This is a genomic window from Vibrio sp. YQ_11 (genome assembly GCF_043103065.1).
Lineage (GTDB): Bacteria > Pseudomonadota > Gammaproteobacteria > Enterobacterales > Vibrionaceae > Vibrio > Vibrio parahaemolyticus.
The window spans coordinates 19,054-32,497 of the sequence record NZ_JBICJM010000036.1 but is presented as its reverse complement, the minus strand read 5'-3'; the positions used below and the strand labels follow the sequence as shown (position 1 = coordinate 32,497).

Here is a 13,444-nt window from a genome sequence, read left to right as displayed (position 1 = left end):
GTTTACCATTGGGTTTTGTTAGTTTGCACGCAGACTTTAACCACCACACCACCATCGACCAAGTTATGGTCGAATATTAGTGAACGTTGCAGTAGTGACTCCATCACTTTGCGACGAAAGCGCTTTTATATCCGCGTTAAAGTAATATGGATTAAGTGGCATTTTACTCTCGGCTGGTCGCGCGTAGTAAAGCTTGGCAGGCTGTTTTGCCATTTGTTGCGCGTACAAATACCCGACCAACGCATGTTCAAACTGGTGGTAACCATTTCCCCAATGGAACGCTTTGGTTGATTTAGGATTCAGACCAACACCTCCGTATTGATGATCCACCCACACGTCCATAAAGGTGGGTAATGTATATTGAAGCGTTTCTTTCATCGAACCATCGACAAGAGAAACCGTCATCGCCGCTTGATCGAGTTCTGCCCATTCCCAAGACGAGCTGTAATGCTTGTGCGGTCTTGATTGCCAAGCAGGAATGCTCTCTTCTCTCCATTTACTCTGCCATTCTGGAGAGAAGAGCGCTTTGACTTGCTCAAAGTTTTGCTGGTATTGAGCTTGTTTAAGCGTGTGTTTCATTCCTTTGAAACCAAACTCAGTCCAATTGGAATTCTCCAACAACTGACCAGTGAGATATGTCATCCAATACGCTTTGATGGTGTGTCCAAAATCATTGTGTTTTGCATCAGGCATCATTACCGCTTTGTGGTGTATCGCGCCATAAAGGCGCTGCTCTTTGTCGGAGTGGTAGTTATCCAGCATCACTTGCGTCAGCCATTGCAGATCTTGCTTCCACTTGGCTTGCGCTGGCTCTGGTAAAAGTGGCGCCGTTAGCAACAGATAGCCATTAATTTGGTCAAGTTGAGCGACTAACTCTTGCTGCTTCTCACTTTCCCCATCACCATCTTTCAAAACCCACGCCAGACCGCGATCATCGCTTCGTCGGTATTGTTTAAATATAAACGCTTGCTGGTCGATAAGTGCTTGTTCAACCTTTGGATCTTGCGTCAAGTAGTAGTACATCGCCAAGCCCACCAAGGCGTAAGCTTGGTCTTGAGAAGTTCGCTGTTGCCACTCCATCCCCGGTTTTCCACTACGCGTAAAGCTCACGAAGCCGCCGTTTTTCTCATCTTGTAGATGATCAATCAGGTAATAAGCCCCTTTCTTGGCTAGCTCTAATGCTTGTTTGTCACCCGTAAGATGAAAAAGCACGCCATAAGCGTAAGTTTGGCGCGATTTCATGCGTGTGTATTCGCGATCGAAGTGCGGGCTAATCCACCCTTTGTTTAATTCTTCACACGGCTTTTGTGGGTCGAGAATGACACCGTTATCACAACGAAATGTCGGAAAATTCCCCGCAGGTTGCCCATGCGCACTTTCCATCATCCAATATGGCGCTAGGCCATTTGTCACATGGTTTAACCAATCATCCCCCGAAGGCAGGTCCACATCAGCAAAGCTGTTCATGCTCGTCGTTGCGAGCAATAAGGTAAGATATTTAAAAGACATAATACTCAATTAAGTTATTGAATTTTATCCAGTATAAATAACTCCCTTTACGCATATTGTCGTCGTAGTCACAATCGCCTTAAGCATTTGTTTGCATTATTCATCTGTCTGCCTTATTCGATGACTGAGCCGAGAATAAACGCCACTCTGTCTTCGACTGACATTTTGGGCACTTCGATCAATTGATACCCAAACTTGTGATAAGCGTTGACCATCTGTTGATATGTGGCGACCGCTTCAGAAAAATCTTGCTTTCGCTCTTCATCGTTGCTGAATATCGATGCCCACGGTGGAAAAATGAATACTTGAGAATGATAACGAAGCGTTTGGCAATGCGTGATGAGCTCATGCGAAATTGGCAAACGCTCCAACTTGCTGTAGCCATATACGTCCACAATACTGCGATCAAAAAATACGTCCCCTTGGTGGGCATTGAAAGATCGGTAGTTGTTCACTTCTTCTTTTGTCATTTCGTCTCTAAAGGCTTGTTTGTCATTCCAAGGTAATGTTGAACCGTGATTCGCAACCTGCATTTGTATCACGTGACGACCTGTTTCTGGCGCGCAGATAAAGCCTTGTGTTTTTAGTTGTTCGATAACCGAGGTTTTTCCTGCACCGGGACCACCAGTGAATACGATGAGTTTGTTCAAAATCTTTTCCTTATTTTTTGTTTGAGTGAAGTAATGCGTGTACAGCCAAAAAAAATGGCATGGCATTTGGCTCGCCAGCGTTAAGCGAGATCGGCAGTGGAAAGTTTTGGGATAGAAATGAGCAGTGAAAAATATTGATGAAATGAAAGCTTAAACGGCGTGTTCAGCGTTTATGAAAAACGGAGGAATTTTGAGCGAATCAAACTTGCCCAAAATATTGGGTTGGGAAATGGAGAGATTGGAGCATCAGGTTAACGCGTCAATTGGCTTTCTATATCAAGAATATGGCACCTAAGCCTAAGAACGCAAAGAAACCGACGACATCGGTAACGGTTGTTAATACTACGGAGCCAGCCACGGCGGGGTCAATGTTAAACTTCTTCAACGTGAATGGTATCAACGTACCCGATGCCGCGGCCGCCAAACTATTGAGGAAAATTGCACAACAGATAATAAGCGCCAATGGCCAAGAGTCAAACACCATGTAGACGACACCCGCGATGACTAATCCCATGATCAAGCCATTAATGGTGGCGATTTTTAATTCCTTATTCACCAATAGCTTCAAGTTACTTTGGTGCAAGTGGTTCAATGCGATACCCCGAATGGCCACCGCTAGGGTTTGGCTACCTGCGATGCCGCCCATACTCGCCACAACGGGCATTAAGATAGCAAGCGCAACGACTTGCTCGACCACATTATCAAAAATACCAATGATGGCAGAGGCAACAAAAGCGGTCAGCAAGTTAATCACCAGCCAAAGTGCTCTTAGCCTTGTCGCCACAGTTAATGGTGTGAACAAATCTTCTTCACTTCGTACGTTTTCTGCCACTACAGCTTGTAGGCTGAGTTCACGCAAGGTAATCGCGATGGTCGCCATCGACAAAACGCCCATAATTTTGCCACCAGCCATGATAGGAAACCAATGCGCTCCACCATCAATCGAGACCTGTTTACTGACGCTTTGAATCGTTTGGATATCCTCCAGAATTGGCGTGACTACGGTCAAGTCTGTGAGTTTGGTATGGTTCTCATGCAGCAACAGGATTTGAGGTTCTATCGTCCCAATAACGCCTCCGACATCGCGCACAATGATCAATCGCACCGGGCTTTGTCCACGTTTTAACAACTCGGTTTTGATGCCTCCTACGCTGTTTTTAGGATTTGCGACTAAAAAATGCGGCTCGGCATATCTCCCCACTTTGTTATCTTCATACGACAGCGCTTGTTGAATGTGCGCGACCGACTCTTCACTTTGGTCGATAAGGTACTCATCCACAAACTCGGTCGGTAGAAAGTCTGCAAAGATGATCAGTTCCGAATCCGTGATGTACGCTAAGCGTTCATGTTGCAGCTCTTTGTTGAGTGATTGATGAATGTGCTTGGCGGTGTCGTATCGCAGCAAATTTAATACCGTCCAGTACTTCTCTGGCGGCACTGCTTCTATCACGCGTTTACGATAAGCAATGTTGACCGACTCCAAAATGTTCGCGATTTGCGCTTCCTGATAGTCTTTCAAAAAACTGAGGTCTTCGGTCGACTCTATCGCTTTAATGATCTCGGCAAGCAAATGAGGCACTTTGCGATTAATTTGTAATTGGCTGGAATCTATCATCATTGTCACCGATTTCCTTGGGCATCACGTTAGTGTCAACACGATGTCTATTACCTAAAGGCATGAGATCCTGATGTTAAAATTCTAGGCAATGGCACGCACAATTGCGGAATTTATATTTTGCTCGCAGAAACAGAACGTCTTTGCATAAGGGGATGGTATAAACTTTTAGTGTGCATTAGGCGCATTTGCCTCGTTTGATAATGGAGTAATCAATGGCACCAGTATTTTTTCTGACTCAACAAGCCGCCTTACCAAGTCGTAAGGTGCTTCGTAAAGTGATTCAGTTTGCGACAGCGCTGGCTCAACCCATCGTGGTATTGGTGGAAGATCACCGCCGGAGTGAAGATCACGCGTTCGCGCATTTCCTTAGTTTCAACTCTGACCATATAGAAAAGAGACAAGCTGAGTTTGAAGCTTGGACATCAAAATTTAAAGACTTCGTTATCGAACTTTGTGAAGAGGAAGTTGAAACGCCAACACTCTCTTATGAGCATTTCAAAGGGAGTCATTGGATTGTTCAAGTCGCGAAACGGCTTGTCGACGACACAGATTTACTGCTCGTGGGGCATTTGAACAAGCACGACATTCAAACCTTACTCACCGAGCTAGCAAAAAACGATTGTGATTTATTGCTATTAAGTGAGCGTTCATGGCCTTCTCACGCCAACATGCTTTGCGCGATAGATCCGCTTCATCGCGGAGATGCAAAGTCGGTCGTAGATAAAGCCATTGTATCGCGAGGCTCAAAACTAGAAAAAACCTTGGGCGGAAAAATGACGTTAGTTTACTGCCGCTACGTTGCGCCTTATCTGTCTCGCTATCGTGCAGAGATTTTGAGCAACCAAAAAGCAGGCATTACGGACTTTATTACTGCGCAAAAGTTAACTCGAGTACCACTACTGCTGCCAGAAGGAAACCCTGAAACGGCGTTACCAAAAGCAGTTAAGCAATCACAAGCGGCAATTCTGATTATGGGCGCGTGTAAACGAAGCATGTCATCCCAATTTTGGTCTGGCAGCACTGTAGACACGTTACTTGATCAACCGCCTTGTGACCTGCTGCTCGTCAATAGCACGAAGGATTGATCAGACTTCCCCATTCCGCCGCATCTTAAATAATATCACGCGCAGTTATTGGCTCTTCATTGTCTCTAGTTGCGCGGCTTCATGTTCCGCGTTCAAGGCTCGTTTCTGCTGCTGTTTAACCTCATCCCAACTGCGTCCCGATTCAATCGCAGATACACGCTGCTCGTATTTAGTGCAGGCTCTTTCGAGTACTTTCTCAGGATCTATGCCCTTTTCTCTTTCCAACGCTTTTAATACATTAAGATAGTTCCACAACACATCGCCTAACTCGTCTTCCAAATGACAAAGGCGATCCTCACGAATCTCTTCTCGGACTTCATCGACTTCTTTGCCAATGGCCTCCAGATAAGTCTCTACGCCTTTAAACCAAGTGTTGGTTTGGTCATATTGAGATTTTCTCGTCGCAATTGCGTACAGCTCATCAAATTTCTTCATTATCTCTCCGTAGAACGAGTTTTTATTTACGCCTCTTTAGGACGAATAAACTTCCCTTTTGCCGTCACTCTAACTTCATTATTGACCAGTAATTGAGCTACCAGTTGATATATACCGCGGCGTTCACCTTCACAGTGTGCAGTAATCATGACGTGCTCATCTAGCTCAATAGGTGCATGGTAGCGCACATCCAACTGCGCGGTAAGGGCTTGAATGTCTCTAAATAACAAACAGTGCGTCATTGCACCATCGAGCAGCGAACTCGCAATACCACCATGCAACAGGTCTGTGTAACCTTGATGACGCGGTAAAACGTGAAACTCTCCGACAACAGAACCATCGGCTAGGCACTGGTAGTTCACAGCCAAAGAGTTAGGATTTGCATCGATTGAAGAACAAACCGCACATTGATAATGAGATTCGTTAGTGGAATGAAAGTGACTGTTTGCGGACATGTTAAGTACTCAGCTTGTAAAAAGGAGTAATTAGCATATGCCAATTATTCAAAAGAAACGGCGAGTAATCTTTGTTTGCACGTTGTAGGGCCAACAACCTCATTATCCATAACGTTAAGTAATCATTTTCATAATTAACGATAATTTCCAGTTTATTTAGAGCGGCGATAAGGTTTGCATCGTGATTACGCAACGTTATGAAAGGCGACTTATGAAGTTTCTCCACACGATGATCCGTGTTGTTGACCTAGACAAATCTATCGAATTTTATACAAAAGTTCTGGGAATGAGCGTTTTGGATCGTTTTGAAAACCAAGAATACCGTTACTCACTGGTGTTTGTTGGTAGCCCTGATCAACCAGATGGCGCGACCATCGAGCTAACTTATAACTGGGATACCGGCAGTTACGACTTAGGTAACGCATTCGGGCACATGGCGCTTGGGTGTGAAGACATTTACGCAGCTTGCGAAAAAATCAAAGCGCTTGGCGGCAACGTCACTCGCGAACCCGGTCCAATGAAAGGAGGAGAAACGCACATCGCCTTCATTAAAGATCCCGACGGCTACCCAATCGAACTGATTCAAACTAAACAATAACAAGGTTTCCTATGACAGATGCATTATTTCAACCGATTCAACTTGGCTCTCTTTCATTAAAAAACCGCATCGTTATGCCTCCGATGACGCGCTCTCGAGCCTCTCAACCGGGTAATGTTGCCAACGACATGATGGCCACCTACTACGCTCAACGAGCCGAAGCGGGATTAATTGTTGCTGAAGGCACGCAAATTTCACCAATGGGTCAAGGCTATGCGTGGACTCCGGGTATTTATAGCCCAGAGCAAATTGCTGGCTGGAAAAAAGTAACTGATGCAGTGCACGAGAAAGGCGGCGTTATCTTCGCGCAATTATGGCACGTAGGTCGTGTGACTCATCCTGACAACATCGGCGGCGAGCAACCTATTTCTTCTTCTGCGCTTAAAGCAGAAAACGTGAAAGTATTTATCGACAATGGCACAGACGAACCTGGCTTTGTCGACGTGGTTGAGCCACGTGAAATGACCAAACAAGACATCAAGAATGTTATTGAAGAATACCGCCAAGCCGCATTAAACGCGATAAAAGCTGGGTTTGATGGTGTCGAACTTCATGCAGCAAATGGCTACTTGGTTAACCAGTTTATCGATTCTGAAGCGAACAACCGCACCGATGAATACGGCGGCTCAATTGAAAACCGTCTGCGTTTTCTTGGTGAAGTGGTCGAAGCAATGACGCAAGCCATTGGCGCAGAGCGTGTTGGTGTTCGCCTTGCACCATTCACTTCGTTAAACGGCACCGTTGATAGCACACCAGTCGACACCTACACCGCTGCTGCTGCGCTGCTTGATAAACTCAATGTGGTTTACATTCACATTGCAGAAGTGGATTGGGACGACGCGCCATACACTCCGCACGACTTTAAAACCGCAGTTCGTGAGGCGTACAAAGGCACACTGATCTATGCCGGTCGTTACAACGCAGAAAAGGCGCAACACGCGATTGAGAGTGGTTTAGCCGACATGATCGGTTTTGGTCGTCCGTTTGTTGCAAACCCAGACTTACCAAGCCGCATCAAGCATGGCTATCCACTGGCAGAACATGACCCTGCCACATTGTTCGGCGGCGGTGAAAAAGGCTTAGTGGACTACTCTGCTTATCACGCGGGTTAACTCATCTACGTAAAGCCGATTCGCAACTCGCGACAAACCAATAGCTAACCCAAAAGAACCTTGCTCTTCCCCCTGTAACGCCAAGATGCAGGGTTCTTTTTTAGGCTAAGCCACCAAGAGTTAACGTCTTTGACAAGATGTACAACCTCGGCACGCAGAGCGCGTCGTTTTACTTAGTAAACTGCGTTGTACTTTACAGTAGGCGTTTTTGAGTGCGCGGCGGCCTGAAAACCAATCATCCGGTTTAGTGAGGATTAAGTAGCCGTTAAACCTCTTAACCAACTCGGTTCGATTGTTTTCGATAAATCGGCTATCAAACTCGATTTCGAAGTAATCCAACGCTTCTTCGATACAAGTAAAGCTGGCAATTTTTTCCTGAATCGTATTCTCTGTCATTGTTTCTTTAGCGTTATCATTTTCAATGAAGTCTAAGAGCCTCGCGCTTTACGTTCTTTGATTTAGCGCTTCTTAACATCACTCTTTCTGGGATTTCCATATTGAAATTCAATTTGGGAATTCGTTATTTCCCCCAGCCTTTTCATTTTGACACTCAATTTAAGGTGCTGATTTAAAGCAATATTATTTCTGGTTCATATTTTGCTCTACTTCGTTAAACGGAATGTTGGAGGGACACAATATGACTTACAGAGCGGAAGTAGACGGATTAAGGGCGATTGCTGTCACGTTAGTGATTTTGTTTCATGCAGGAGTTGAGCAATTCGCTGGTGGCTTTATTGGCGTCGACGTGTTTTTTGTTATCAGCGGCTATTTGATCACCACCATCGTGATTAACGATTTGGAAAACCAGAAGTTTAGCCTCGGTGATTTTTATGAGCGACGCATTCGCCGCATACTTCCCCTGCTACTGGTGGTGATTGCCGTCAGCTATTTGATGTCTTGGTGGCTATTTTTGCCACAAGCACACAAAGACGTTGGTCAGTTCGCAGTGTCTTCTATTCTTTCTTCATCCAACATTCTTCTGTATTTAAAAGGCCACAATTACTTCGGTTTAGAAGATCAAGCCAATCCGCTATTTCACACCTGGAGCTTGGGCGTTGAAGAACAATACTACATTGTCATTCCTTTGCTACTCATGCTACTCGCTCGTGGCAAAAACGCGTTTTACCTGATTTTTTTCATCGCGGTTTTTGCGCTGAGTTTGATGGCTATTGTCTATACGAACAACGATCCTGATTTCGCCTTCTACATGATCTTTTCTCGTGCTTGGGAGCTGGCAACCGGTTCATTACTCGCATTAGTAATGAGAAAAACCCAAGTTCAATCCAACGATACGCTGGCAACCATTGGCATCGTTTTGATATTGGCCTCTGCACTTTTGTTTGAAAAATCGCAAGATGGCGCGGGTATCACTTTGTTGGTGCCGGTCATCGGTAGCGCGTTAGTGATTTTGTTTGCCTCTAAAGACAATGTCTGCGGTAAATTGCTGAGCCTAAAATGGGTCGTGTTCGTCGGCTTAATCAGCTACAGCTTGTACTTGTGGCATATTCCGCTATTTGTGTTTTACCGCTACATGCTGGACGCAACTCAAGACGTCAATATCTCGCTTTACATTGCCGCTCTTTTTGTACTGTCTTACTTCACTTGGCGCTTTGTGGAAAAGCCGTTCCGCAGCCGAAAAGCCATGAGCATGCGCACTGTGTCTGCGGTTGTTGTGTTGTTGACGCTGCCCTTGCTGACGTTCGGCGTTATTGGTCATCAAAACGGTGGTTTTCCAGAAAGAAGCGCATTTTTCGAGGCCATGCGCGTTAACAACGGTTACGGTTTATATTGCAACGGCAACACCGACGTTAACGATGTGTGCTCGTCTGCGCCGCAGCCTACCATCGCTGTGTTAGGTAATAGTCACAGCATGGTTTACGTAAAGCGTCTGTCCGAAGTAACACCAACTGGCGTGGTGCAACTTACTCAAGATTCCTGTGCGGTCGGTTATGTCGACATCCTCGAAGCTGCTGGCTCAATTTCTTGCCGACAGTTCTTCAAACAGGCAGTCGATACCATTTTGCGTACCCCTTCTATTCGTCGCGTCGTTATCTCTTCCAACTTCAATAAAGAGCTTTCACAAGCAGATTATGAGGCATCATTAACTGGATTGTTGAATGAACTGGAAGGGAAAGAAGTGGTCGTTTTCGGCCCAACGCCTTCTGCACCATTTGCGGTAGGTGAATGCCTTTGGAAAGCGCGTTTGTTTGGCGAGCCGGAAGAGTCCGCATGCGATTTCTCTCCCAAGCGACATCACCCTCAAAACGTGGCGAAGTTAGTGAACTACTTTGATCAATTTGAGCACGTTGAGTTTGTCGACTTGACCGATGCCATTTGCAGAAATGGCGTATGTCGCATGAAAGTTGGTGCGAACAACGCCATGTATACCGATGACAGCCATTTATCTTACAAAGGTGCTGAGTTGGTGCTTGGGCATTACCACAGCAGTACGAATGAAGCTCAACAGTTCACTTACGACCGACAATAACCAAGGAATAAGCATTTATGCTTCAGCGCTTATCTCAGGTAAGCGCTGAATATTTTAAAGCAAGACAAAACCAACGCCTCTATTTGAAAATGCGCGGGTCAAACGCGAAATCAAGCTTTTCGGCTTTCTTGATGATCTCTTTCATTTTGGGATGATTTGGGTTCACCACGTAGTTTTTATCACGAGGTGAAATCGTTGAAGGCACTTGCAGCGCAGCAAACTCAGGATGAGGATCATTGAGAAACTGATCACCAATGTATTGCGTAGACTCGCTCGCCGGTATTGCTCGCCACGTCACTGGGAGATCTTCTTCATCTAAGGTAGCTATGAGGTATTCTGGCATTTCGATACGATATAAATCGTACAGTTTGGTGATGGCAGGGTCGTTGTTTACGTGAACAAACACTTCCAACGAGCAAAGGGATTCCGATTCAGAGAAGTAGAGGGCTTCGGTTCCTTTTGAGTTCCATCGCCCTCCAAATAACTTTGCGCCAACGGGGCTAAATGGCGTGTCAGCAAATTTCTTTTGTGTGAGACGATAGAGCTTCATATTACGAGAATACCCCGTGCTCTAAACGGCCGATCAAATCTTTCACGATTTCAAAATCCACCGTGGTCGAGACCATGTCTAGCGGCCTTTTTCCACCTAAGCCGTAAACATTCTCTTTCATCCATTCAAGCGCGCGTTCTTCGTCGTCAAACAGCTCTGTCGCGAGTTTTAATAACATCGCTAATCGATAAATCGCATCACTTTCTTGCGTATTGAAGCGTTCATCGTTTTTTAGACGACGCTTGATTGTGCTGACAGGTATCAATGTGACGTTTTGAAACTCATTTTGAGATAGCTTCACACGCTCAACAATATTGCGATACACCTTAGGCTCAAAACCTTTGTGAACCGCATCAGTGCGACCTGTCTCGGCGTCTTCAATACCCAACATAAACCAGAAATTAGCTTTATGAGGTTGTTTCGGTTTGAAGCTTTTTAATGCTGCAGTTGCCATATCAAGCTCCTTTAGTTCATATGGTCTGATGATTATGGTTCAAATGAGCTTAACTTTCAAACAAAGTAAAAAGCCACGTAAAGAAAAAGGCGAGCATTGCGCCCGCCTCTCTTACTTATTCATCAACTTTATTTACGCATCTATCGATGAACATCGTTTCAATTATTGCAAGTCAAAACGATCCGCGTTCATGACTTTCGTCCATGCAGCGACGAAATCATGGATGAATTTTTCCTGATTATCATCTTGCGCATACACTTCCGCGTACGAACGTAGAATCGAGTTTGAACCAAAGACAAGATCCACTCGAGTCGCCGTCCATTTCACTTGGTCTGTTTTACGATCACGAATTTCGTATTGGTTCTCACCCGTTGGCTTCCATGTGTAAGCCATATCGGTGAGGTTTACGAAGAAATCGTTCGATAACGTACCCACGCGGTCGGTAAAGACGCCATCTTTGCTGCCACCGTAGTTGCTACCCAGAACGCGTAAACCACCAATCAGTACCGTCATTTCTGGTGCTGTCAAACCCATAAGCTGCGCTCGGTCGAGCAACAACTCTTCCGGCTTCACCACATAGTCTTTCTTCAACCAATTTCGGAAACCGTCAGCCACAGGTTCAAGCACTTCGAACGATTCCACATCCGTCATATCTTGAGAAGCATCGCCTCGACCTGGTGCGAAAGGCACAGATACATCATGACCCGCCGCTCGCGCAGCCAGTTCAATACCTACGTTACCAGCAAGCACGATAGCATCAGCAACGCTACAGCCCTCTTCTGCTGCGATGCTTTCTAGCACAGCAAGAACACGACTTAGACGCTCAGGCTCGTTACCTTGCCAATCTTTTTGCGGAGCCAAACGAATTCTCGCGCCATTTGCGCCGCCACGTCGGTCAGAACCACGATAAGTACGGGCACTGTCCCAAGCGGTGGCGACCAAATCAGCGATAGACAAGCCGCTCGCTTCGATTTTGCCTTTCACAAGATCGACGTTGTAGTCCGTTTTGCCTGCTGGCGTTGGGTCTTGCCAAATCAGATCTTCGCTAGGTACATCTGGGCCTAGGTAGCACGATTTTGGTCCCATATCACGGTGAGTCAGTTTGAACCACGCACGGGCAAACATATCTTCAAAGTATGCAGGGTCTTGTTGGAAACGCTCTGAAATCTTGCGATATTCAGGGTCCATTTTGAGTGCCATATCGGCATCGGTCATGATTGGATTGTAGCGCTTAGAGCCATCTTCCACATCAACAGGTTTGTCTTGTTCTTCAATGTCGATAGGCTCCCATTGCCAAGCACCGGCTGGGCTCTTCTTCAGTTCCCAATCGTATTTGAAGAGCAAATAGAAATAACCGTTATCCCATTGAGTCGGATGCGTTGTCCAAGCCCCTTCCAAACCACTTGTTACCGTGTCACGACCAATACCACGAGTCTTGTGGTTCATCCAACCAAGGCCTTGTTCATGCACGTCAGCACCTTCTGGATCTGGACCAAGGTTGGCAGCATCACCGTTACCGTGACATTTACCCACGGTATGACCACCAGCCGTTAGTGCAACAGTTTCCTCATCGTTCATTGCCATGCGCGCAAATGTCACTCGCATGTCTTGCGCCGTTTTCAGTGGATCTGGATTGCCATCCACCCCTTCTGGGTTCACATAGATCAAGCCCATCATTACTGCTGCAAGTGGGTTCTCTAAATCACGCTCTCCGGAGTAACGGCTGTTTTTCGCGCCACTTGGCGCAAGCCACTCTTGCTCAGAACCCCAATAGGTGTCTTTTTCTGGATGCCAAATATCTTCGCGACCAAAACCAAAACCAAAGGTTTTAAAGCCCATCGATTCATAAGCCATGTTACCTGCGAGAATAATCAGGTCGGCCCAGCTTAATTTGTTGCCGTACTTTCTCTTGATCGGCCAAAGAAGTCGGCGTGCTTTGTCTAGGTTGGCGTTATCTGGCCAAGAGTTGAGAGGGGCAAAGCGTTGGTTACCGGTTGCGGCACCACCACGTCCGTCTGCGATACGATAGCTACCAGCCGCGTGCCATGCCATACGAATCATCAAACCGCCGTAGTGTCCCCAGTCTGCTGGCCACCATTCTTGGCTGTTTGTCATTAGGTCTTTTAAGTCTTGCTTGAGTGCGTCGACGTCCAGTTTTTTAAGTTCTTCTTTGTAATTAAAATCTGGACCAAATGGATTCGTTTTGGAGTCGTGCTGATGCAGGATGTCTAAGTTTAAGGCATTCGGCCACCAATCCATCACCGACTTGTCTGTAGATGTTTGTCCACCATGCATAACTGGACATTTACCTACTGAACCGCCGTTTGTATTGCTCATATTGTACTCCTTTATTTTGTAGCCTCCTTGGCTACTCATTCTCTACTCAATGCGAAAAACATTGAATACCTGACCAAAACAGCGTAGTCCACTTGACGCAAGAAAGAAGTCTTTTTCTTCAAAATTTGCACGCTGTTTACAAGCTTTTACTGT

General features: G+C 45.9%; 13 protein-coding genes. 4 read left to right on the top strand and 9 right to left on the bottom strand.

What is annotated here, in order from left to right; all coding sequences use genetic code 11:
• Window positions 1-63: 63 nt before the first annotated feature.
• The 3 genes from ACF8EG_RS14630 to ACF8EG_RS14620 all read right to left on the bottom strand — a co-directional run bounded on the left by ACF8EG_RS14630 (window position 64) and on the right by ACF8EG_RS14620 (window position 3,777).
• Window positions 64-1,509, bottom strand: a complete 1,446-nt coding sequence (locus tag ACF8EG_RS14630; RefSeq protein WP_069507071.1) for an AGE family epimerase/isomerase — start codon at window positions 1,507-1,509, stop codon at window positions 64-66.
• 113 nt (window positions 1,510-1,622) lie between these two features.
• Window positions 1,623-2,159 (bottom strand): AAA family ATPase, encoded by a 537-nt coding sequence (locus tag ACF8EG_RS14625; RefSeq protein WP_069507067.1) that lies wholly within the window; start codon window positions 2,157-2,159, stop codon window positions 1,623-1,625.
• Between the two features lie 271 nt (window positions 2,160-2,430).
• On the bottom strand, window positions 2,431-3,777 hold the full coding sequence (locus ACF8EG_RS14620; RefSeq protein WP_005454041.1) for a magnesium transporter: 1,347 nt from the start codon (window positions 3,775-3,777) through the stop codon (window positions 2,431-2,433).
• 212 nt (window positions 3,778-3,989) lie between these two features.
• On the opposite strand from ACF8EG_RS14620, the gene ACF8EG_RS14615 reads away from it, so the two are divergent.
• Complete coding sequence (locus ACF8EG_RS14615) at window positions 3,990-4,862, top strand: universal stress protein (RefSeq protein WP_069507065.1); 873 nt, start codon at window positions 3,990-3,992, stop codon at window positions 4,860-4,862.
• Between the two features lie 45 nt (window positions 4,863-4,907).
• Here ACF8EG_RS14615 and ACF8EG_RS14610 read toward each other — a convergent pair whose 3' ends face one another.
• Window positions 4,908-5,297, bottom strand: a complete 390-nt coding sequence (locus ACF8EG_RS14610; RefSeq protein ID WP_025498829.1) for a MazG nucleotide pyrophosphohydrolase domain-containing protein — start codon at window positions 5,295-5,297, stop codon at window positions 4,908-4,910.
• A 26-nt stretch (window positions 5,298-5,323) separates the two neighbouring features.
• Window positions 5,324-5,752 carry a PaaI family thioesterase gene (locus ACF8EG_RS14605; RefSeq protein WP_169609944.1) on the bottom strand — a complete coding sequence of 143 codons (429 nt, stop codon included), beginning with the start codon at window positions 5,750-5,752 and terminating at the stop codon, window positions 5,324-5,326.
• Window positions 5,753-5,963: 211 nt separating this feature from the next.
• Here ACF8EG_RS14605 and gloA point away from each other — a divergent pair, with 211 nt between their 5' ends.
• Window positions 5,964-6,350 (top strand): lactoylglutathione lyase, encoded by a 387-nt coding sequence (gene gloA / locus ACF8EG_RS14600; RefSeq protein WP_005481322.1) that lies wholly within the window; start codon window positions 5,964-5,966, stop codon window positions 6,348-6,350.
• Between the two features lie 11 nt (window positions 6,351-6,361).
• Window positions 6,362-7,462 carry an alkene reductase gene (locus tag ACF8EG_RS14595; protein WP_169609946.1) on the top strand — a complete coding sequence of 367 codons (1,101 nt, stop codon included), beginning with the start codon at window positions 6,362-6,364 and terminating at the stop codon, window positions 7,460-7,462.
• A 120-nt stretch (window positions 7,463-7,582) separates the two neighbouring features.
• On the opposite strand, the gene ACF8EG_RS14590 is transcribed toward ACF8EG_RS14595, so the two are convergent.
• Window positions 7,583-7,858, bottom strand: coding sequence for a nitrogenase-stabilizing/protective protein NifW (locus ACF8EG_RS14590; protein ID WP_005498697.1), 276 nt, complete (start codon window positions 7,856-7,858; stop codon window positions 7,583-7,585).
• A 241-nt stretch (window positions 7,859-8,099) separates the two neighbouring features.
• Here ACF8EG_RS14590 and ACF8EG_RS14585 point away from each other — a divergent pair, with 241 nt between their 5' ends.
• Complete coding sequence (locus ACF8EG_RS14585) at window positions 8,100-9,950, top strand: acyltransferase family protein (RefSeq protein ID WP_169609948.1); 1,851 nt, start codon at window positions 8,100-8,102, stop codon at window positions 9,948-9,950.
• A 79-nt stretch (window positions 9,951-10,029) separates the two neighbouring features.
• Here ACF8EG_RS14585 and ACF8EG_RS14580 read toward each other — a convergent pair whose 3' ends face one another.
• The 3 genes from ACF8EG_RS14580 to katG all read right to left on the bottom strand — a co-directional run bounded on the left by ACF8EG_RS14580 (window position 10,030) and on the right by katG (window position 13,291).
• Window positions 10,030-10,500: an RES family NAD+ phosphorylase gene (locus ACF8EG_RS14580; protein WP_005376497.1), complete on the bottom strand. Its 471-nt coding sequence runs from the start codon at window positions 10,498-10,500 to the stop codon at window positions 10,030-10,032.
• Between the two features lies 1 nt (window position 10,501).
• Window positions 10,502-10,954: an antitoxin Xre/MbcA/ParS toxin-binding domain-containing protein gene (locus tag ACF8EG_RS14575; protein WP_005481265.1), complete on the bottom strand. Its 453-nt coding sequence runs from the start codon at window positions 10,952-10,954 to the stop codon at window positions 10,502-10,504.
• Between the two features lie 162 nt (window positions 10,955-11,116).
• Window positions 11,117-13,291, bottom strand: coding sequence for a catalase/peroxidase HPI (gene katG, locus ACF8EG_RS14570; RefSeq protein WP_140094329.1), 2,175 nt, complete (start codon window positions 13,289-13,291; stop codon window positions 11,117-11,119).
• Window positions 13,292-13,444: the final 153 nt, after the last annotated feature.

What these genes read in the sequence shown, in the direction of transcription:
- ACF8EG_RS14630 (WP_069507071.1), bottom strand. Translation starts at nt 1,509, where the DNA reads ATGTCTTTTAAATATCTTACCTTATTGCTCGCAACGACGAGCATGAAC.
- ACF8EG_RS14620 (WP_005454041.1), bottom strand. Translation starts at nt 3,777, where the DNA reads ATGATGATAGATTCCAGCCAATTACAAATTAATCGCAAAGTGCCTCAT.
- ACF8EG_RS14615 (WP_069507065.1), top strand. Translation starts at nt 3,990, where the DNA reads ATGGCACCAGTATTTTTTCTGACTCAACAAGCCGCCTTACCAAGTCGT.
- ACF8EG_RS14610 (WP_025498829.1), bottom strand. Translation starts at nt 5,297, where the DNA reads ATGAAGAAATTTGATGAGCTGTACGCAATTGCGACGAGAAAATCTCAA.
- ACF8EG_RS14605 (WP_169609944.1), bottom strand. Translation starts at nt 5,752, where the DNA reads ATGTCCGCAAACAGTCACTTTCATTCCACTAACGAATCTCATTATCAA.
- gloA (WP_005481322.1), top strand. Translation starts at nt 5,964, where the DNA reads ATGAAGTTTCTCCACACGATGATCCGTGTTGTTGACCTAGACAAATCT.
- ACF8EG_RS14595 (WP_169609946.1), top strand. Translation starts at nt 6,362, where the DNA reads ATGACAGATGCATTATTTCAACCGATTCAACTTGGCTCTCTTTCATTA.
- ACF8EG_RS14590 (WP_005498697.1), bottom strand. Translation starts at nt 7,858, where the DNA reads ATGACAGAGAATACGATTCAGGAAAAAATTGCCAGCTTTACTTGTATC.
- ACF8EG_RS14585 (WP_169609948.1), top strand. Translation starts at nt 8,100, where the DNA reads ATGACTTACAGAGCGGAAGTAGACGGATTAAGGGCGATTGCTGTCACG.
- ACF8EG_RS14580 (WP_005376497.1), bottom strand. Translation starts at nt 10,500, where the DNA reads ATGAAGCTCTATCGTCTCACACAAAAGAAATTTGCTGACACGCCATTT.
- ACF8EG_RS14575 (WP_005481265.1), bottom strand. Translation starts at nt 10,954, where the DNA reads ATGGCAACTGCAGCATTAAAAAGCTTCAAACCGAAACAACCTCATAAA.
- katG (WP_140094329.1), bottom strand. Translation starts at nt 13,291, where the DNA reads ATGAGCAATACAAACGGCGGTTCAGTAGGTAAATGTCCAGTTATGCAT.